Below are 17,481 nucleotides of genomic sequence, written 5' to 3'. Positions count from 1 at the left end.
AGATGCCCGCCGCACCCCGCATCGGCCTCCGGAAGCAGCTCCGTACATCCCCAGGATGACCTCACCCGACGGATACATCCGGGGAGTGACGCCCCGTCATCGGGTCCGCCCTAGGTTCGAGCCATGACAACCGATCATGACAATGCCCGGCAAGTAGTGGTGCGGCTGGACGGCGTGCACAAGGAGTACGGCGACGCGAAGGCCCTGGACGGCCTTTCGCTGGAGATCCGCACGGGCGACGCGGTCGCCGTGATGGGCCCCTCTGGCTGCGGCAAGTCCACCTTGCTCAACATGGTGGCGGGCCTGGACCGGCCGACCTCGGGCACGGTCGAGGTGCAGGGCCACGACCTTGGGAAGCTGAACGAGACGGCCCTGGCGCTGTTCCGGCGGCGGAACGTCGGCATGATCTTCCAGTTTTTCAACCTCATCGACGACCTGCCCGTCCTGGACAACGTGGCCCTGGCCGCCCAGCTGACCGGCACCCCGGCTCGCCAGGCGCGCCGCCGCGCCCTGGAGCTCCTGGACGAACTCGGTGTCGCCCTGCGCCGCAACAACTATCCGGCAACGCTGAGCGGTGGCGAGCGCCAACGCGTGGCCGTGGCGAGGGCGTTGATGAACCGCCCGGCCCTGCTCCTCGCCGACGAGCCGACCGGCGCCCTCGACAGCCGCTCGGGCGAGCAGGTCATGGACCTGCTGATCGACCTCAACCAGATCGGCCAGACCCTGCTGATCGTCACCCACGACCCGCAGCTGGCCACCCGCTGCGCCAGCCGCCTGGTCGAAGTCGCCGACGGCCGGATCGCCCGTGAGAGCACCCTGGAGGCGGCCGCGTGAGCGCCGTGTGGAGAGCCTCGCGCGCGGCTGTGAAGCGCCGTCGGCTCCAGACCTTCGTCATCGGGCTCGTCGTGCTCTGCTCCACCACGACCGTTCTGCTCGCGCTGGCCCTGCTGACCGCGGCCTCGGACCCCTTCGACAAGGCCTACGCCGCACAGCGCGGCGCCCATACGACGGCATCCTTCGACACCACCAAGGTCTCGCGGGAGCAACTGGCGCGGACCGCCCGGCAGGCCGGTGTGGAGGCTGCCGCCGGTCCGTTCGGGCAGGCCGTCGTCGACATCCCCAAGGACTGGCTCTGGATGGCGGGCGGCACCCTCACCGTGGTGGGCCGGGCCGATCCGGCCGGCCCCGTGGACCGGATCGAGCTCCTTGAGGGACGCTGGGCCACCGCGCCGGGTGAGATGGTCGTCAACTGGTCCGTCCAGGGCTCCCCCGGCAAGGAGTTGCTCGGCACCGAGCTGGAGGTCCCCGGCGGGGCGAAGCTGGCCGTCGTCGGCTTCGCCACCAGCATGAGCAAGTCGGCGAGCGCCTGGGTCTCGCCCGAGCAGATGGCCGCACTGCACCCGACCTCCGCCCAGATGCTCTACCGCTTCACCGACTCCTCGAACCAGGCCGGGTTGAGCGCCTCGCTGGCCCGGGCCACCACGGGGCTGCCCGCGGACGCGCTGACCGGCACCCAGACGTACCTCACCCTCAAGCAGGCCTTCTCCGCGCTGGCCGACTCCTACCTCCCGTTCATGACACTCTTTGGCGTCCTCGGTCTGCTGGTCTCCGTCCTGATCGTCGGCAACGTGGTCAGCGGGGCGGTCGTCTCCGGCTACCGGCACATCGGGGTGCTCAAGGCCCTGGGCTTCACGCCGAACCAGGTCGTCGCCGTCTACCTGACGATGCTCTCCGTACCGGCCGTGGTGGGCTGCGTCCTTGGCACACTGGTCGGCAACGCGCTGGCCGGACCGATCCTGAAGGTAGCGTTCACCGGCATCGACGTGGGCCGGGCCTCGGTCGGCGACTTCAGCCCCTGGGTGTCTGTGGCCTGCCTGCTGGGCATGCCCGCCCTCGTCCTGCTCGCCGCGCTGGTCCCCGCCCTGCGGGCCCACCGGCTGCCCGCCGCACTGGCCATCAGTGCGGGCGGCGCGCCGCGGACCGGGCGCGGGCTGCGCGTCCAGCGGATGCTCGGCGCCACCCGGCTGCCCCGCCCGGTCAGCCTGGGCCTCGGCCAGCCGTTCGCCCGCCCCGCCCGCACCCTGCTCACCATGGCGGCCATCGTCCTCGGGGTCACCACAGTGACCTTGTCGACCGGACTGACCAGCACCCTGCTCGCGTACGGCGAGATCGGGCGGGAGGACGGCGGCGCCAGGATCCACGTGACGACCGAGGGGTCGGGCAACGACCGGACGCCGCCCCGCCTCGGCGACGCGCAGATCGAGGAACGGCTGCGCTCCCTGCCGGGTGCGGAAGGAGTACGGGCCCGCGCGCTCTCCCAGGCGAACATGACCGGACAGAACCAGCCCGTCTTCGCCGACTTCTACCGCGGGGACGACTCCGTGTACGACCACAGCATCGTCAGGGGCCGGGCGCCGAAGGCGGCGGGCGAGATCGTGGCCGGGCCGGCCTTCCTGACCCAACGCGGCCTGAAGCTCGGTGACCGGGTCACGCTGGAGCTGAACGGCAGGAAGCTCACCGTGACCGTCGTGGGTCAGCTCGTCGAGGGCAACGCCCGTGCGCTGGAGTCAACTTGGGAGAGTTTCACCCGGCTCACACCCAAGGCCCACGCCACCGAGTATACGGTACGGCTGGCCCCCGGCGCCGACGCGCGCACCTACGCCGAGGCGGTCACAGCGCTCGACCCGGCCTTGCACGCGTCGGTCCTAGACTCCGGCAACGCCGGCACCGCCACCGTCGTCACCTTCGCCACGGTGTTCACGGTGCTGCTGGCCCTCGTCGCCTCGCTCGGCGTCTACAACACCGTGCTCCTGAACACCCGTGAGCGGCGCCGGGACCTGGGCATGCTCAAGTCGATCGGCATGACGCCCCGGCAGGTGGTAGTGATGACGGTGACCTCGGTGGCCGGGCTCGGCGCGGTCGGCGCACTGCTCGGCATCCCGCTCGGCGTCGTGGCGCACCGCCTCGTCGTGGACCATGTCGGCGTGGTCGACTTCCCGGCGTACATGAAAGACGTGTGGCACGCTCCGCAGCTGGCCGCGATGCTCCTGGCGGGCGTGCTGATCGCCGTCCTCGGTGCCCTGGTCCCGGCCCGGTCGGCGGCCAGGATGACCATCGCCTCGGTGCTGCACACCGAGTAGATCACCTGTCAGCACCAGCCTCTGGATCAGGGTCAGCGCGGGAAGCGGCCCGGTCACGCGTGCGGTCCGCCAGTGGCGAGTCACGCCACGCGGCCCGCCGCGCCCAGAATCGGGCGACCAGCGCTTTGCCTTCGATCCGACTGGCCGATCTCCGCGAGGTCTGCTTATCGGACGTCCGGCGCCTGATGGATCGTCGAGGTGATGCCGCGGTAAATGTCGGATGCAATGCGGCAGAGACTCTACCGTGATCATCCCGACCTGCGGCGGGGCATTCCGGCTGCCGGGGTGAGGTGTACGCATTTACTGCGGCAGGACCGGGAGGACGGACGGACGTGATGATCGAACCGGTACCCGAGTCCGGGAGGGGGCGCGCTCCGGCTGCCGCGCGCCCGGGTGGTGTCCCTGTCCGCCCCACCGTCGTCCTGTACCGCGGCGGTCGAGCGATACCTCACCGGCGCGGGCATCGCGAAGCCCTCCGCGCGGATCTACCGGACCCCGCTGACGACGTGGGGGTGGACGCTCACCGGCGAACCGGCGCCGCCCGGACCCGCGCGCCGGGGCGCGAAGCCGCCTGTCTTCCCCCTCGCCGCGATCGACGACCCGGCACTGCCGGAAATGCCGGCAGAGCTGGCGGCGGCGCGGGCGGACGAGATGGACGCCGACACCGTCAACCGCGAACTGTCCATCGCGCGCAAGGCGATCGGCTGGTGGCAGCGCCAGGGCTGGATCGACGGCGACCTGACGATCGGGATCGAGCGGCGGCCGGCACCACCGGATCGCACCAAGGCCCTCGCCGAGAACCAGATCGCCGCCCCGTGGCGCCTCGACGTCACCCTGCGGGAGAAGACCCTCTGGGAGATGCTCTATGAGTCCGCCGCGCGGGCCGACGAGGTGCTGTGCCTGAACGTGGAGGACCTGTATCCGCAGGACAAGCGGGGCACGATCACCGCCAAGGGCGGGGCGACGGAGTGGATTCACTGGCAGTCCGGCACCGCCCAGCTCCTGCCCCGACTGATCGCCCGGCGCGCCCGCGGCCCGCTGTTCCTCACCGACCGCAAGGCCCCGGCCATAACCCCGGCGCTAGACGTTGTGCCCGGAGACAAGCCGTGCTCGGCTCTCCTGCCACCGGGCCGAGGTGATTTTCGAGGAGAACACCCGGCTTTGCCAACCCGTACGCCTCATCGAGGTCATCGAGGACGCGACCGCAACCCCCACATCGGGATCGGCGCGAACAGAGCCGGCCACCACGGCGATCCTCAAGAAGGACCACCCAGCCATCGCCGAAGCCGTACGAGAGACCGCCGCCGTCGACCTCGGCGAGCGCTGACGGTGACCAGCGGACCGACGACAACGCACCTCCCGGCCCGTCGGTGCCGCCCTGATGCATGCAACCCTGCCGCTACGGCGCGGACGGCCCCGCACCCCCCGGCCCGCACCGCCCCGGCCAGCAGCGGACGGCCCTCCAAAGGTCGGCGGGGCATCCAGGGCGTCAGGCCATCAGCAGGAGCCGCGTCTGCGCTACGAGCTTCCGGTTCACGCTGGTGCTCTGCACGAAGATCGTGAAGTCGTCGTTGTGGTCCGGCTTGATGCGCACCTCCACGTCCGGCAGCCCGAGCAGGGCCCGGGCCTCGGGCCCCGTGAACACCCGGTCCGTCTTCTTCTCCAGAACCGCGATCTGCTTGCGCGCCTGGATCTTCTCCGGCTTGCTCAGCTGGTAGAACGCACAGCCCGTACGGTAGGTGTATCCGCTTTCGATGACCCAGTCCCGGATCGCCGCCTCACGGGCCACCGGAATCAGCTGGTAATCCGACGACTTCGCCGGCCTGAGACCCGCCGCCTTGATGGTGTCCTTGTTGACCGCCTCCGCGCCCGTGGAGAACACCGCCCGCGATCCCCGGATGCCCTTGGCGCGGCCCACCATGAACTTCTCGGTGGCCTCCTGGATGACCTGCCCGGCCTCCTCCAGACCATGGGTGCTCGTGGCGTCCCAGATGGCGATGTTGTCCTTCGGGAAGCCGCACTGCATGGCCTCGCGCTTGCCCATCTGGTCCGGCACAAGGACGGCCAGGGTCCAGTTGTCCTCCTGTGTCTCGATCATCTCGGCCACGGCGTCGACCAGTGCGCGCGGATCCCGGGCAGGGGCATCCGGGGACCGATGACTCGCGTTCTCCTGCCCGTCGGTCAGTACGAACGTCAGGAAACTGTGGTCGCCGTACAGCTGGGCCGTCTGTGCCAGCTCCCGCTGTGACTTCAGCGCGGCCGCCAGCAGAGCCGTCATTCCACCGACCCGGTACAACTGCTGCAGCGACGGCATCCGGAGTACGTCCTTGTCGTAGATGACGCACTCCACCTTGTCCGCGAAGACGTACACCGTGACACGGGTTTCCTGCTCCAGCTCCCTCGATCGCCGGGCAAGGTACTCGATCTGCTGGTCGGCGACCTCGACGACCTTGCGGCTCAGGTGCGACATGGACGAACTGGCGTCCAATACAAGAGCGACGTGATTGATGAAGTTCTGGCTTCCGGACATGACGGCTCCCCCTCTTCCCGATTCGAGGCTCCTACCGTCTCACCCGCCACTGACAATTGATCTCGGCTCCCGGACCCGATACCTCCCGCGCACGGCGGACGTTGCACCGCTTCGAGGTCTTCCGCGGCCGGCCCGGCATCCGCAGCGCCCACGAGAAGGGCGGAGCCGAGGTCTCCGGATCGGCTGGTTCGCCGTAACCACCTCGTCCCTGTCCCGAAGACGGCACGCTGCGGTCCCAGCGGTCCATCATCGCGTTGAGCTCGGCGACCTCCGGACTCGTCCCCGCTCTGTGGGCGAGTACGTCGAGGCCGGACAGCCGTTGCCGGCACCCGCCCCAGAGCAACTCACCGGCCGGACGAGGTCCGGTGCGCGCCGTACGTCGTGTGCTCGTCCGGCTCGGCGTACGGGGGGTCCGCGGCCCTCGGCGCAGGTGTGCGTGCGTGGCGCGGACCCGGTCCCGTCAGCCTTCGTGGGAGTCCTGCGCGAAGCCCGCGCCCCGTGGGTAAGGGCAGCGCCACGGCGGCCGGAAAGGGGGGTGCCCCGTCCGCCGTGTGATGCGCTGCCCTCAGCAACGCCGTGCGGCGTTCCTCAGAGATCGTCGCGAGCCGACTCCATGATGACGGCCCAAAGAGCGCGAACGCTCAGTGCGACTGCCACACGTGCAGCGAACTCCCGAACGGTCTTCGACCACTTGTTCGGCGACTTGTCGCCCATGTCCTCTCCTCCTTCTTTTGTTGGTGGCCGGGCCGCCGCGGAGATGCGGCGGCCCGGCCTTTCCCCCGAAAAGAAGGCGAAGACGCGCCCAACCTGGCAGTGCCACAAGGAACTTGACACGGCAGGTGACCATGTCCATGGGCAGCCCTGAGCGTCGCTCGGTTCCCGCCGGCCGCTGGGGAAGTGTCTTCACCACGGCGTCGCTGGCCAGACGGGATTGTGAAGCCACGACCTAAGGTCCGCGTGGCGGCTCGGCCGGCTGCCTGCGCGGGCGTGCAAGGACGTGTGCCGTGGGCTTCGTCGAGCTACCGGATCCGGCCGTCGAGGGTGAGGAGCAGGAGGGGGCGCCGGGTGGCCGGCGTTCCCGCCGTGCAGGCGACACAGGCGCCGCCGCCGAGTGCGAGCCTGGCGAGAGTCTTGGCCGCCAGGGGCATCTCGGCTCCATGCGTCACCGCCTCGCCGAGCGGTGGGCGCAGCCCGTCGGACGCCGGAAACCCGGTCGGAACGTCAGTGGGAAGGGCGCGCCGTGTGCGCGTGCCGGTATCGCGACGGCGGGATTCCGTAGTGGCTGGTGAACGCTTGACGCAGGGTCTCGGCAGAGCCGAAGCCGCATCTGGTGGCCACGCTTCCCAGGGGGAGCGTGGTCGACGCGAGGAGGTGTGCGGCGGCCTCCGTGCGTGTCCGGCGCACGAATCGGCCCGGGGTCTGCCCGAGATGCTCCATGAAGAGGCGGGTGAGGTGGCGCGGGGTCACACCGGCGAGCGCCGCAAGCGCCGTGGTGCTCAGATCGCCGTCCGGGTGGCCGGCGATGTGGTCGACGAGCCGCCGGACCGATTCGTCGTGGGGCGGGGGGACGGCGGTGAAGAGGCTCACCTGTGCCTGGTTGCCCGGCCGTTGCAGATAGGTCACCAGGTCGCGGGCGACCTGGCGGGCCAGCTCGGCGCCGTGGTCCTCCTCGATGAAGGCGAGGGTGAGGTCGAGCGCGCTGGTGATGCCTGCCGCCGTGTACACGTCGCCGTCGCGGATGTAGATGGGGCTCGCGTCCACGGTGACCTCGGGGTGGCGGGCGGCCAGCCGGGACGCGAACCGCCAGTGGGTTGTGGCGCGGCGCCCGTCCAGCAGCCCGGCGGCGGCCAGGATCGTCGCCCCCGTGCACACGGACGCCACTCGTCGGCTCTCCCCGGCCAGCCGCCGGACGTGCCCCACGAGCCGGGGATCGGCGGCCGCCGCTTCGAAGCCCACGCCCCCGGACACGATCAGCGTGTCGAGCGGCCCGACGAGGCGCTCGATGGACTGCTCACTGTTCAGGGTGAGCCGGGAGCCGCAGACGATCGGACCGCCCCCCGGTGCCGCCAGCACCACGTCGTAGGGGCGGGCGAGGGAGCCCAGGTGGTTGGCCATGGACAGGGTGGTGGTCACACAGGCGATGTCCAGCAACTCGGCCGTGTCGTAACCGACCACCACCATCCGACGTCCCGTCATACAGCAGACCATACGCCGGAAAGACCACTGCCCCAAGATTCCGGACATGACCGCGGCCACGACGCGCGGGCACAGCCCGCCCGGCCGAGGGTGGACGTCACACACGACGTTTCCACGACCGGTTCTGGAGCCCGAATGACAGCCAGTCACACCCCGAAGTCCCCCGCCGGCACGCCATCAGCCGCCGGGCGCGTTCTGCGCCTGCTCGGTCACCGCTGGCCGACCTGGCTCGCGCTCGCGCTGGTGGCCGTCACCTTCATCGACGGCTCCCCGCCGCTGACGTTCCTCGCGGCGCTCCTCATCGTCATGCCCCTGTGCTACCTGGGCTTCGGCGCGCTGCGCGCGGAGCTCCGCCGGCCGGGCGTGCTCGCGCTGCAGACAGCCGGACTGCTGGCCTTCGCCACGCTCGCGCCGGTGGCGCTCCTGGTGGACCGGACGGCGGGCCACTACGTGGTCGCGGCCGGCTGGTTCGCCCACGCGGTCTGGGACCTCGCCCACCACCGTGCCGGCAGAGTCGTCCCGCGAGCCTGGTCGGAGTGGTGCGGCGTCGTCGACCTGTTCGGCGCCGCGGCGATCGCCCTGTCGGCCTGACATTCACGAACCGGCGCCGGGGACCGCGGGCCCGGGCGCGGAGGGAATCCCGGCTTCCTGGAGTGGGCGAAGCCGTGCTCGACCGGTGCGCGTCCGACGGCGCGGACCCGGTTGGCTTCCTTCTCGCCTGGAGGGAGCCTGTGGACGAGGGCGGTGGCGTAGCCGGTGACGATCACGAGGCCGAGGATGTCGTCGCCCAGGCCGCGGAAGCCGAGGTCCGCCAGTGCCCCGAGGCCGGCGGGGCGCGAGGGCACCGGCGTGGTGACGCCCGCGCCGCGCGGTTGCGGGCTGCGGGCAGGTCACAGGCGGGTGGTGAACCGGCCGTCGCTCCGGGCGCCGCGTGCTGGGGGCGTACTGCGGGCGATGCCGGGACCACAGCCAGCCGGCATGAAGAGAGGACCGCCGGGGCCGACACGGAGTTCACCGGACCATGACACAGGCCAGCAGATTCGGGGACGGCCAAAATCGAGGACGGGTGGACAGACACGCGAAGCTCCTGACGGACACGGGTGATCTGTCGACACCCCGTCCAGCAGGAGCTTTGTCGTCGGGCGGCACTGTCCGACTCGCGGTCGCACCGCCGCTTCGGAAGGAGGTCGGTGTTCTACTCGCTGAACTTGGTCACGGGAAGCGCCTTGTCCACCCGAGCAGCGGCCAGGTCGTCGTGGCGGATCGTAAAACTCCCGTAGTAGTACTCGTCGGCCACGGGAAAGCGGGCGAGCGACATCCATTCGCTTGTCAGCCGGTGCTTTTCCTGCCCCACATGGGAAGACCACTTCGCCACCGGGATGACGATCTCGCCGGCCTTCTCCAGCCGCGCGAGGGTCTGCTCCGCAATGCTCGTGACCACCTCGTCGTCGGCGTACCCGCCGATGCAGCCGCTGGCGAGCCCTTCGTCGGGCCAGAGGTCGTAGGCGAGAGCACAGAGTTCGTCCAGGTGCGGGATGTCACGCTCCAGGTCACGGGCCAACTGTCGTGGGAAGGGCGACAGGTCGTCCCAGTCCTCGTACGCGTCATCGTCTTCGTCCGTCGTACCGAACCACGGGGGCAGCTCGGCGAGGAGTGTGGCGCCGACGTCGTACTGCTTGCCGGCGAACTCGCAGTGGGGGGAGCCCGCGACCGCGGTAGCGGTGCCTTCCATTACGTACACGACTCGCGCGTACCTCCCGGTATCGTCGGGGTGATCCTCCTCGTGGGCCAGGAAGAAGAGCAGCGTCCCGTCCGCCGGCAGGCCGAAGCCGTCGACGCTCGGCAGCGCCCCGCAATCGACGGAAAAGATGAACGGCAGTGGTCCGTTGCCGGCGGACGGCCAGTTCATGCCCACCGGCAGCCGGGGCAACCCACCGAGCTGCCCGACCGGAACGCCACTGGAACCCCCGCTCGACCCGATCGACAAACGGAGGTGCTGGCCGAACCTGCTGATCTCGTTGTCCGGGACGCCCAGCTCAAGCGCCGCACGGCGAAAACGCCCCTGGTGATCCGTACCCGACATGATCCCCCCTTCCAACCTGGCTGTACCGGAGGGGTGCTGGCGGGCAGACGGTCTACTCCGCGGACAGCCACCGGCGACCAGCGCGAGCACCCCGAAAGCCTGTCACACCACCTCCTTCACCTGCGGTTTCACGTTGGCGGAGGATCAGTTCGACTGCGGAAGTCCCGGCGGTGCGCGAGAGCCGGACGCCCAGGGGTGACATGCGCCTGCTGCTCGTTGGTGCGCTTCTGACCGCAGGTTGCGCCATACTCCACGAGTGACTTCACCGATAGGCCCCGTAGTCCTCTTCGATGACGACTACTACATGTACGTCCTCCGGGACCGGGCGTCCGCCGAGGCATGGTGGGAGATGCCCGACGAGTACGCCTGCGGGTTCGATGCCCTTGCCAGACCGTTGCGCATGACGGGTGGGCCGCATCAGGTCATGCTTGAGCTCAGTGGTGATGAACCGGCCGAGGCAGAGCTGCGTCGTCTCGTCGCCGACCACTACCAGCGGTTCCTGCGTGGGCGGACGCCGCCTCGAACGTCCGATCTCGCAAAGTTCGTCGCGGGACTACCTGTCGAGGACTCGTGACGCGAGTTCGCTCGTCCGACGGCGCGCCGGCGCATCAGCAAGAGAGGCTGCGGTAGCAGTTGAGGGTGCGGGCGCTGGTGAAGGCGGGGAAGTGGTCGGCTTTGCGTTCGTAGCGTCGGTGAAGGCGGCGGCAGCCGGCGAGCCAGGACATGGTCCGCTCGATGGTCCAGCGGTGCCGACCCAGCCGCTGTGAAGTCTCGATGCCTTTGCGTGCGATGCGGTGGGCGATGCCGCGTCCACGCAGCCGTCGACGCAGGTGGGGGTAGTCGTAGCCCTTGTCCGCGTGGAGCTTTCCCGGCTTGCGCCGCCGGTCGACAGGATTCGGATCTGTCGGGTCTCCCTTCTCAGGGCCCGCAAGTCACACATCGCCTGCTGCGAAAGTCGTAGTGGTCCGAGTCGGTGGCGAAGGCCCGGACACCCGGCGGCAGGTCACCGGAGACCGAGAGGAGGTGGCTCAGGGAGCGAGCCGGACCCATGACCTCTGACAGGTCGCCGACCTGCGCATCGAGATCGACGTACTGCATCGGCCTTCGCCCCCGTTCATGGCTTCCTGCTGGCCGACGGATCGTCGCGCATGCTCACCAAATGAGATGACGTCTCACGGAGAAGGGTCCGGAGGCGGCCGGAACGGCCGACGCCGAGCGGATCGCGGACTCCGCGTGGGTGCACGCGCGCGTACGCGTGGGGGCGAGCCCCGGTCACCGCCGCCAGGCGCGGTTCCATGACCGAACGTGAGAGTTCGACGGCGTCCGTGGGCCAGGGGCGCCGTGCGTGTCGATGCCGACAGCGGTGGGGCGGGCCCTTCGGTCAGGTGATCGTGGCGCTTTCCGCATCGCCGAATTCCGCATCACCGAAGCGTCAGCCCGGGGCGTCGTAGGCGACGCGGGCGGCGTGCACCTCGTCCATGTGCTCCTCCGCCCAGACCTTGATCGCGCGCATGACCGGCAGCAGCGAGCGGCCGAGCGGGGTCAGCGCGTACTCGACGCGGACCGGGACGGCGGGGGTCACGGTACGCGAGACCAGCCCGTCGCGTTCCAGGTGCCGCAGAGTCTGCGTGAGCATCTTCTGGCTCACGCTCGCCAGCCGACGCTGCAGTTCGGTGTACCGCTGTGGCCCGTCGGCCAGCGCGTTGACGGCGAGGCTGACCCACTTGTCGGAGATGCAGTCGAGCAGGTGCCGGGCAGGGCATGCGGCGAGGTAGGCGTCGTAGGCGACGCTCGCCTCGGCCCGGCGCTGGGCTGCCGTGCGGGTGGCCATGGCTCTCCTCTGGGTACCGTACGCACCACGAAGTGCGTACTTCCCGTTGGAGAGTAGCGCTCCCTACGGTGTGCGACATGATCGCTGAAGAGAAGATGCGGGCGGTGGTCGCCCGTGGCTATGGCGGACCCGAAGTGCTTGGGCTGGTGACGGTTCCGCTGCCGGAGCCCGGACCCGGGCAGGTGCGGATACGTGTCGAGGCCGCGACCGTCAATCCCGTGGACCTGGCCACCCGTTCCGGCACGCTCGTCGAAGCCGGACTGATGGCCGGCCGCGAGCACACGGGGATCGGATGGGACGCCGCGGGTGTCGTCGACCGGCTCGGGGCGGGCGTGACGGCGTTCGCCCCGGGGCAGCGGGTGGTCGGGCTGCGTGACCTGCTCGATGTTTCGCTGGGCGCCTACGCCGAACATCTCGTCCTGGACGCCGCCGCGGTCGCGCCCGCACCGCCCGGTGCCTCCGCCGCGGCCGCGGCGACGCTGCCGTTGAACGGCCTTACCGCCCTCCAGGCACTCGACCTGCTCGACCTCGGTGCGGGCGACACCCTGCTGGTGACCGGAGCCACCGGGGCGGTCGGCGCCTTCGCCGTCGAGCTGGCGGTACGGCGCGGCCTGCGTGTGGTCGCCCAGGCCGACGTCACCGGCGACGCGTTCGTTCGAGGCCTGGGCGCCGAATCGGTCGTAGGCCGTGACGCAACCGATCTCGCGGCCGATGTCCGCCACCTGGTACCGGGCGGCATCGACGGCGCGCTCGACACGGCAGGACTGGGCATCCACGCCCTGGCCGCTGTCCGCACCAAAGGCGCCTTCGCCACGGTGGTCGGCGGTTCGGCTCCGGTTCCGTTGCGCGGCATCAGGGTCCACCAGCAATGGATCAGTGCTGACGGGGATGCCCTGGCCGAGCTGGCCGCCATGGATCTGACGCTGCGGGTTGCCGAGGTCCTCCCACTCGAACGTGCTGCCGAGGCGCACCAACGCCTTGCGGCGGGTGGGATTCGCGGCCGGCTGGTGCTGGTTCCCTGACCCGGCCCCGACGGGCCGTGCCCGCTCTGCGACGGTTCGGCACATCGGCCGGGCCGCAACGGTCGCTCGCGGAGGGGTACGACAGCTGGAGAGCCCCGGCCTCGGTACGGCGGCTCACGTCAGCGCCCCAGCCAGATCTCCATGGTGGTGGCGCGCTCGCGCGGCACGCGGTACGGCGACCGGACGATGCGCGCCCGGGACACCGCGGTACTCGCGATGCTCTTGGAGGCCGCCCGGATGACCGAGCCCGTCGACGACCCGGTCGCCGAGGCGCGCCGCTGCACCGAGTGGTCTGGGCTCTGGGCTCTGGGCGCGCGCCGACGGCCGTCAAGCCCGGCTCGTACCGGCTGCTGGCGGACGGCGGGCAAGTGGGTGTGTGACCGGTGCGGAGCCGAACCCTGACGCCCTGGCGCCGGCTCAGGACGGCCTGGTGGGGGATGGCCGTTGCGGAAGCGCGGCGCAGGCCGCCGTGCCGCCTGGGAGCCGTCGCCGGTTGATCGCGATGATCCGGTAGGCGCCATGAGCGATCCAGCGCACCGGTGCCAGAGTGAGGACCGCCCCCAGCACCCCCCATGCCCTCCCCGAGTTCATCAGCAGCTTCGCCACCGCTTGCGCGCCGCCGTGGACCTCGCCGCTGGGGGCCACCCATAGCGCCTCGTACTCGGCCCGTTCCTGGGACACCCCCAGCAGGTCCAGGTCTGCGGACTGCCACGCGGTGAACTCACAGGAGGGGTGAAGCCGGCGCCGAGCCGCTTCCACCGAGGCCGTACAGAAACCGCAGTCCCCGTCATAGACAACCACCGGACGCATTCTCATGCACCCATGGTGCCCCCCCGCGCACGCGCAGGCCGCAAACCCGTCCGTGGACGCCTCAGCGGTGGAACGCCGCTCCAGCCCAACCAGCCGGCCGACCCTGCTCCTGTGCCTCGCCCGCAGCACGGCAACCCTGTTGGCACCTGGACGGAAGCGCCCCTGCGGCCGCGCAATCCGGCGGGGGAGTACGAGCGGCCCCAAGGGATCCCGCAGATCGAACCGCTCTGTCCGCAGGGCCGTGCGCCCGCCGCGCGGCGGGGACTGTCGGTGCGGTGCACTATTGTCCCCCGCCATGGACACGGACGAGATCACCCTGGTGCACCCGGGCTTCCCGAAGCCGAAGAACGTGCGGCTGTGGGTGGACGGCGGGTGGCTGCGGCGGGAGAGCAGGACCGGGGCGGCGGGCACGCCACGGCAGAGCGGCAAGGACCATGGCTCACCGGATGCGGCCCGGTGCGCCTTGGCGAAGGAGGGGAGCAAGCGGATGCACGACGGGTTCGTGCTGCTGCGCGACCCGGCCGAGGTGGCCTTCGGTGAACCGGTCCTGATCTGCGCCGCGCCGAACCGCTGCTCGTCCGCGGCCCTCGACCTGCACCCCGAGGGCCACACCGTCGTGGTCGGCACGACGTTCCAGCGGGCCGACGGTGCCGAGATCCACCTGATCGACGTCAGAACGGGCATACGGCAGCTGGTGCACACGGAACCGCCCGGGACGCGGCAGACGTTTCTCCACACCGTCCGCTTCGACGCCGACGGACGGGGCGTGGTCTATGCGCTCAACGGGCACACCCGCTATCTGGACCTCGACACCGGCACGTCGCGCGCCCTCGCCTCCTACGAGGAGGGCCGGACCGCGAACTTCAATCCGTTCCGCGTGCAGCCCTCGTGGGACCGGGCCCGGAGCCGGCTGCTCGTCTTCGACACCGGAGACCGGGTCCGCGTACTTGACGACTCGGGAGAACCCCTGCTGGACCTCGACGTCACCCTGCGCCCCTCGTGCCGCGCGGGCGCTCTGTCCCCGTCCGGGCGCCTGCTGGCCCTCGCCTTCGACATGCACGACATCGAGGTCTGGGACGTCGACTCCGGTCGACGGGTGCACCGCCACCCCTTCCCGTTCCCCTTCGACCGGAGTCCGGCCGGCTGCGGTGTGGGCTCGCTCGGCTTCGACCCGACAGAGCGATACCTGATCGCGAACGGGGGCTACGCCGAAGGACCCTGCTTGATGGCACTGGACACCGGGAGGCTCGCATGGGCCGTACCGGACCCCTCTCGAACGGACCGGTGGGGGACGTGCTACGGATGGAGTTTCTCCCCCGACGGCTTCCAGCTCGCGGCCGGCGACCGCGGCACGGTCTGCCTGCGCGATGCCGCCACCGGCGCCAAGGCCCCCGTCCAGCCGTTCCGCACGGGAACAGGGCGCACCCATCGAGTGGTGTTCTCGGACTCCGGGGAGCTCCTCGCGTGCGGGGGTGACAGTGGCAGCATCGTCGTGCTCCGAGCGGGCGGCGGCCCCCGGGCCGTCCAGGCTCTTTCGTAGCCCCGCGTCGTCGACCTCACCTCCGGCAGCCGGGTGGCGCGGCGGGTGGGGGCCGCCGTCGGCCGTGGTGGAGGTCAGGAGGCCGTCGCGGCCCGACGCGAAGGGCGTTCGGCGGGTGCCGTGCCGCGGACCCGGTCCGACGCCGCACCGCGCCGGGGTCGGTGGGCCTGGTCATCCGCCTTACGAGCATGGCCATGTCGAGTGATCCGCCTCCCTGCCCATCCTCCACGGCCGTGGGGGCGCCGTCCTCACCGCCGACCGAGACGGGCTCGTCCTGGACCGCCCGAGGGAGCGGGTCACCTTCGTGCCGGGATCCTTCGCGCGGGTGCGCGCCGGGGGCCGGACGGTCACGATCGAACTGCGGGCCCGGCGAAGCGCCGCCCCGGCCGTCCACCAGGTGGAGGACGTGAGTGAGGCGGCCGCCGCCGTCTTCGCCGACGGCGGACACCGCGGTGTCGGTCATCGCCATGGTCCCGATCGGCGGGGTCACCTGGGTGAGCCCCGGGATCGGCGTGTACACGGTGCGGCGGTGGCCGCGCGAGCGGTGGCTGCGCCGGCACGGCATCACTGTGACCGCCGTGTCGGCCGCACGCCCGGCGCGTACGTGTACATGGATGGCACCGGCACTTACCGGGGCTTCATACATGGCGAGGACGGCCCGTACATCACGGTCGGCTACGACCTCGCGCGATCCCGCGGACGTGCTGGTGCCGCAGCCCCCGGCTCCGTACACGACAACGGAAGTCGTTCGACGACGGCTTCGGGAGTCGGCCGGGCGTTCCGGACGAGGGGCTGCGACTCCGCGGTCAGAGCTCGCCGCGGCGTGCGAGCTGCTTCACCGCGTTCTCACGGATGATCTCGTTCTCGGCGTCGCGCAAGCTCTTGAGGGCTTCTCGGGCCTGCGGGCCTGGAATGGCGCCGAGTGCCCAGATCGCCTTCACCGCGAGCGCCCGGTTCTCGTCCCAGTCCAGGTACTCGGGTACCCAGCGAGTCGCCAGGACCAGCGTCGGTACCGTCCTGGGCGAGCGGAGCCTGCCCAGCATGCGCACGATGTCCTCGTACTCCCTGTGCCAGTCGGCGGGGAACAGCTCGGTCAACGGCTCCAGGAACTCCTCGACCGAGGCGCCGGCGGCGGCATGGACGAGCAACGCCATCTCGACGTCGTCGGCGTCCCGGCGCTCCATGGCGTCCCTCAGCAGCCGGAGCGCCAGGACCCCACCGTCGGACTCGCCGAAGTGGGCGAGCACCTCGTCGATCGTGCGCGTCGGGGGCGAACACGGTGCGACCGCCAGGCCCATGACCAGATGCCGCTCCTCAGGGGTCATCGCCTGATCACCTCCCATGCGTCGAACGCCCCAGGTCTTGGGTGGACCCTAGCAAGATTGTTCTCAGCGGGGGCCTCCCGCACTCGTGAACATCGGCCTGGCCGCCAACAGGCGCCCTCTGAGCTCATCGACAAACGACTTCCGTTCTCGCGAACAGAGCCACAGCCCCCGCCCTCCGGGCGGACGCCGACACTTTCCGCGCACTTCCCAGCCAGACTCCTGCGTCAGGAGCTTGGTGCACATGTGCGGGCTTGCTGCGCCGAGCCCACCAACAAGCAGATACGGCGAGGCGTCCACAGGCCCGTCCGGACGTGGAGAAGGACTCCCGGCGCGGGGGCGGACCGGCCGAGGGGGACGACGTGGCCACGCACCGGGGTCCGACCCGTCCTGGTGCGTGGACCGCCGGACCGGCCCCCGGTACGCTGCGCCGGTGCGTACGGTCGAGCTCCTGCTGAACGAGGCGGCGGACCTCGCGATCCGGGAGGCGTGGCGGCGGCTCGCGGACGCGGGGCTGCCCAGCCAGGCGCGTCACCGCAGCCCGACCAACAGCCCGCACCTCACCCTGGCCGCCTGCCCGGAGCTGACCGCCCCGATCCGCTGGGAGCTCGCCGAGGTGGCTGCCGCTCTGCCGCTGCCCGTGCGGTTCACCGGCGTGGTCCGCTTCGAGCGCCCCACCTCGGTGCTGGCGTGGGCGCTGGACCCCGACGCGGCGCTGACCGCCCTTCACCGCCGGGTGTGGGAGGTGGTTGCCTCGGACAGTCCGCCCGACTCCCTCAATCCCTTCCACGAGCCGGGCCGCTGGCGTCCGCACGTCACGCTCGGCCGCACACGGCGAGCAGGCGCGTTCGCCGATCGGCGGGTACCCGAGCTGTTGCCGCAACCGCCGCTGACGGCGCAGCTCGTCACCCTGCGCAGTTACGACACCGAGAGCGGAGCACTGGAGATCCTGTCCTCCGCTCCGTGACCGAACGTCCCCGCCGGTGCGGCCGCCCTGGCCGGGCATC

At 70.8% G+C, this 17,481-nt stretch carries 17 protein-coding genes and 1 pseudogene; 8 read left to right on the top strand and 10 right to left on the bottom strand.

Annotated features, from left to right (window positions below):
* Positions 1 to 123: 123 nt before the first annotated feature.
* From PUR26_RS11690 to PUR26_RS11680, 3 genes are all read left to right on the top strand, one after another.
* Positions 124 to 834, top strand: coding sequence for an ABC transporter ATP-binding protein (locus PUR26_RS11690; RefSeq protein WP_329871818.1), 711 nt, complete (start codon positions 124 to 126; stop codon positions 832 to 834).
* Complete coding sequence (locus tag PUR26_RS11685; RefSeq protein ID WP_329871816.1) at positions 831 to 3,140, top strand: ABC transporter permease; 2,310 nt, start codon at positions 831 to 833, stop codon at positions 3,138 to 3,140. The genes PUR26_RS11690 and PUR26_RS11685 overlap by 4 nt, the downstream gene beginning before the upstream one ends.
* A gap of 1,135 nt (positions 3,141 to 4,275) precedes the next feature.
* Complete coding sequence (locus PUR26_RS11680) at positions 4,276 to 4,467, top strand: hypothetical protein (RefSeq protein WP_329871814.1); 192 nt, start codon at positions 4,276 to 4,278, stop codon at positions 4,465 to 4,467.
* 162 nt (positions 4,468 to 4,629) lie between these two features.
* Here the strand turns inward: PUR26_RS11680 and PUR26_RS11675 are convergent, their stop codons facing one another.
* The 4 genes from PUR26_RS11675 to PUR26_RS11660 all read right to left on the bottom strand — a co-directional run bounded on the left by PUR26_RS11675 (position 4,630) and on the right by PUR26_RS11660 (position 7,851).
* Entirely contained in the window at positions 4,630 to 5,670 is a 1,041-nt protein-coding gene (locus PUR26_RS11675) for a vWA domain-containing protein (protein ID WP_329871812.1), read from the bottom strand.
* A gap of 588 nt (positions 5,671 to 6,258) precedes the next feature.
* Positions 6,259 to 6,384, bottom strand: coding sequence for a hypothetical protein (locus PUR26_RS11670; protein ID WP_329871811.1), 126 nt, complete (start codon positions 6,382 to 6,384; stop codon positions 6,259 to 6,261).
* Between the two features lie 305 nt (positions 6,385 to 6,689).
* A complete protein-coding gene (locus PUR26_RS11665; protein ID WP_329871810.1) occupies positions 6,690 to 6,818 on the bottom strand; it encodes a hypothetical protein in 129 nt (42 codons plus the stop codon).
* A 73-nt stretch (positions 6,819 to 6,891) separates the two neighbouring features.
* Entirely contained in the window at positions 6,892 to 7,851 is a 960-nt protein-coding gene (locus PUR26_RS11660) for a GlxA family transcriptional regulator (protein ID WP_443077048.1), read from the bottom strand.
* A gap of 150 nt (positions 7,852 to 8,001) precedes the next feature.
* Here PUR26_RS11660 and PUR26_RS11655 point away from each other — a divergent pair, with 150 nt between their 5' ends.
* Entirely contained in the window at positions 8,002 to 8,457 is a 456-nt protein-coding gene (locus PUR26_RS11655; RefSeq protein ID WP_329871806.1) for a hypothetical protein, read from the top strand.
* A gap of 604 nt (positions 8,458 to 9,061) precedes the next feature.
* Here PUR26_RS11655 and PUR26_RS11650 read toward each other — a convergent pair.
* The gene (locus PUR26_RS11650; RefSeq protein WP_329871804.1) at positions 9,062 to 9,949 is read right to left on the bottom strand and encodes a DUF1963 domain-containing protein; all 888 of its coding nucleotides are present in this window, start codon (positions 9,947 to 9,949) and stop codon (positions 9,062 to 9,064) included.
* A gap of 256 nt (positions 9,950 to 10,205) precedes the next feature.
* Between PUR26_RS11650 and PUR26_RS11645 the strand changes: the two genes are divergently transcribed.
* Positions 10,206 to 10,523 carry a hypothetical protein gene (locus PUR26_RS11645; protein ID WP_329871803.1) on the top strand — a complete coding sequence of 106 codons (318 nt, stop codon included), beginning with the start codon at positions 10,206 to 10,208 and terminating at the stop codon, positions 10,521 to 10,523.
* A 34-nt stretch (positions 10,524 to 10,557) separates the two neighbouring features.
* Here the strand turns inward: PUR26_RS11645 and PUR26_RS11640 are convergent.
* Together PUR26_RS11640 and PUR26_RS11635 are read right to left on the bottom strand one after the other, a co-directional pair.
* Positions 10,558 to 10,830, bottom strand: a pseudogene (locus PUR26_RS11640) (transposase); the annotation flags it as partial.
* A 551-nt stretch (positions 10,831 to 11,381) separates the two neighbouring features.
* A complete protein-coding gene (locus PUR26_RS11635) occupies positions 11,382 to 11,780 on the bottom strand; it encodes a winged helix-turn-helix transcriptional regulator (RefSeq protein ID WP_329871801.1) in 399 nt (132 codons plus the stop codon).
* A 77-nt stretch (positions 11,781 to 11,857) separates the two neighbouring features.
* On the opposite strand from PUR26_RS11635, the gene PUR26_RS11630 reads away from it, so the two are divergent.
* Complete coding sequence (locus tag PUR26_RS11630; RefSeq protein ID WP_329872010.1) at positions 11,858 to 12,802, top strand: NADP-dependent oxidoreductase; 945 nt, start codon at positions 11,858 to 11,860, stop codon at positions 12,800 to 12,802.
* Between the two features lie 119 nt (positions 12,803 to 12,921).
* On the opposite strand, the gene PUR26_RS11625 is transcribed toward PUR26_RS11630, so the two are convergent.
* Complete coding sequence (locus PUR26_RS11625) at positions 12,922 to 13,086, bottom strand: hypothetical protein (RefSeq protein WP_329871800.1); 165 nt, start codon at positions 13,084 to 13,086, stop codon at positions 12,922 to 12,924.
* Positions 13,087 to 13,219: 133 nt separating this feature from the next.
* Positions 13,220 to 13,618, bottom strand: a complete 399-nt coding sequence (locus tag PUR26_RS11620) for a thiol-disulfide oxidoreductase DCC family protein (RefSeq protein WP_329871798.1) — start codon at positions 13,616 to 13,618, stop codon at positions 13,220 to 13,222.
* A gap of 289 nt (positions 13,619 to 13,907) precedes the next feature.
* Here PUR26_RS11620 and PUR26_RS11615 point away from each other — a divergent pair, with 289 nt between their 5' ends.
* The gene (locus PUR26_RS11615) at positions 13,908 to 15,152 is read left to right on the top strand and encodes a WD40 repeat domain-containing protein (protein WP_329871796.1); all 1,245 of its coding nucleotides are present in this window, start codon (positions 13,908 to 13,910) and stop codon (positions 15,150 to 15,152) included.
* A gap of 806 nt (positions 15,153 to 15,958) precedes the next feature.
* Here PUR26_RS11615 and PUR26_RS11610 read toward each other — a convergent pair.
* Positions 15,959 to 16,477, bottom strand: a complete 519-nt coding sequence (locus PUR26_RS11610) for a HEAT repeat domain-containing protein (protein ID WP_329871795.1) — start codon at positions 16,475 to 16,477, stop codon at positions 15,959 to 15,961.
* Between the two features lie 430 nt (positions 16,478 to 16,907).
* Here PUR26_RS11610 and PUR26_RS11605 point away from each other — a divergent pair, with 430 nt between their 5' ends.
* Entirely contained in the window at positions 16,908 to 17,441 is a 534-nt protein-coding gene (locus PUR26_RS11605) for a 2'-5' RNA ligase family protein (RefSeq protein ID WP_329871793.1), read from the top strand.
* The last annotated feature ends 40 nt before the right edge of the window (positions 17,442 to 17,481 follow it).

The organism is Streptomyces sp. SP18CS02 (assembly GCF_036322365.1).
In the GTDB taxonomy this organism is placed as follows: domain Bacteria; phylum Actinomycetota; class Actinomycetes; order Streptomycetales; family Streptomycetaceae; genus Streptomyces.
The sequence above is the reverse complement of the archived record's forward strand: the minus strand, read 5'-3'. Positions and strand labels throughout refer to the sequence as shown.

Excerpts from the sequence above, each read along its gene's own strand:
- PUR26_RS11690 (WP_329871818.1), top strand. The coding sequence starts at position 124 with ATGACAACCGATCATGACAATGCCCGGCAAGTAGTGGTGCGGCTGGAC.
- PUR26_RS11675 (WP_329871812.1), bottom strand. The coding sequence starts at position 5,670 with ATGTCCGGAAGCCAGAACTTCATCAATCACGTCGCTCTTGTATTGGAC.
- PUR26_RS11670 (WP_329871811.1), bottom strand. The coding sequence starts at position 6,384 with ATGGGCGACAAGTCGCCGAACAAGTGGTCGAAGACCGTTCGGGAGTTC.
- PUR26_RS11665 (WP_329871810.1), bottom strand. The coding sequence starts at position 6,818 with ATGCCCCTGGCGGCCAAGACTCTCGCCAGGCTCGCACTCGGCGGCGGC.
- PUR26_RS11660 (WP_443077048.1), bottom strand. The coding sequence starts at position 7,851 with ATGGTGGTGGTCGGTTACGACACGGCCGAGTTGCTGGACATCGCCTGT.
- PUR26_RS11655 (WP_329871806.1), top strand. The coding sequence starts at position 8,002 with ATGACAGCCAGTCACACCCCGAAGTCCCCCGCCGGCACGCCATCAGCC.
- PUR26_RS11650 (WP_329871804.1), bottom strand. The coding sequence starts at position 9,949 with ATGTCGGGTACGGATCACCAGGGGCGTTTTCGCCGTGCGGCGCTTGAG.
- PUR26_RS11635 (WP_329871801.1), bottom strand. The coding sequence starts at position 11,780 with ATGGCCACCCGCACGGCAGCCCAGCGCCGGGCCGAGGCGAGCGTCGCC.
- PUR26_RS11630 (WP_329872010.1), top strand. The coding sequence starts at position 11,858 with ATGATCGCTGAAGAGAAGATGCGGGCGGTGGTCGCCCGTGGCTATGGC.
- PUR26_RS11620 (WP_329871798.1), bottom strand. The coding sequence starts at position 13,618 with ATGAGAATGCGTCCGGTGGTTGTCTATGACGGGGACTGCGGTTTCTGT.
- PUR26_RS11615 (WP_329871796.1), top strand. The coding sequence starts at position 13,908 with ATGGACACGGACGAGATCACCCTGGTGCACCCGGGCTTCCCGAAGCCG.
- PUR26_RS11610 (WP_329871795.1), bottom strand. The coding sequence starts at position 16,477 with ATGACCCCTGAGGAGCGGCATCTGGTCATGGGCCTGGCGGTCGCACCG.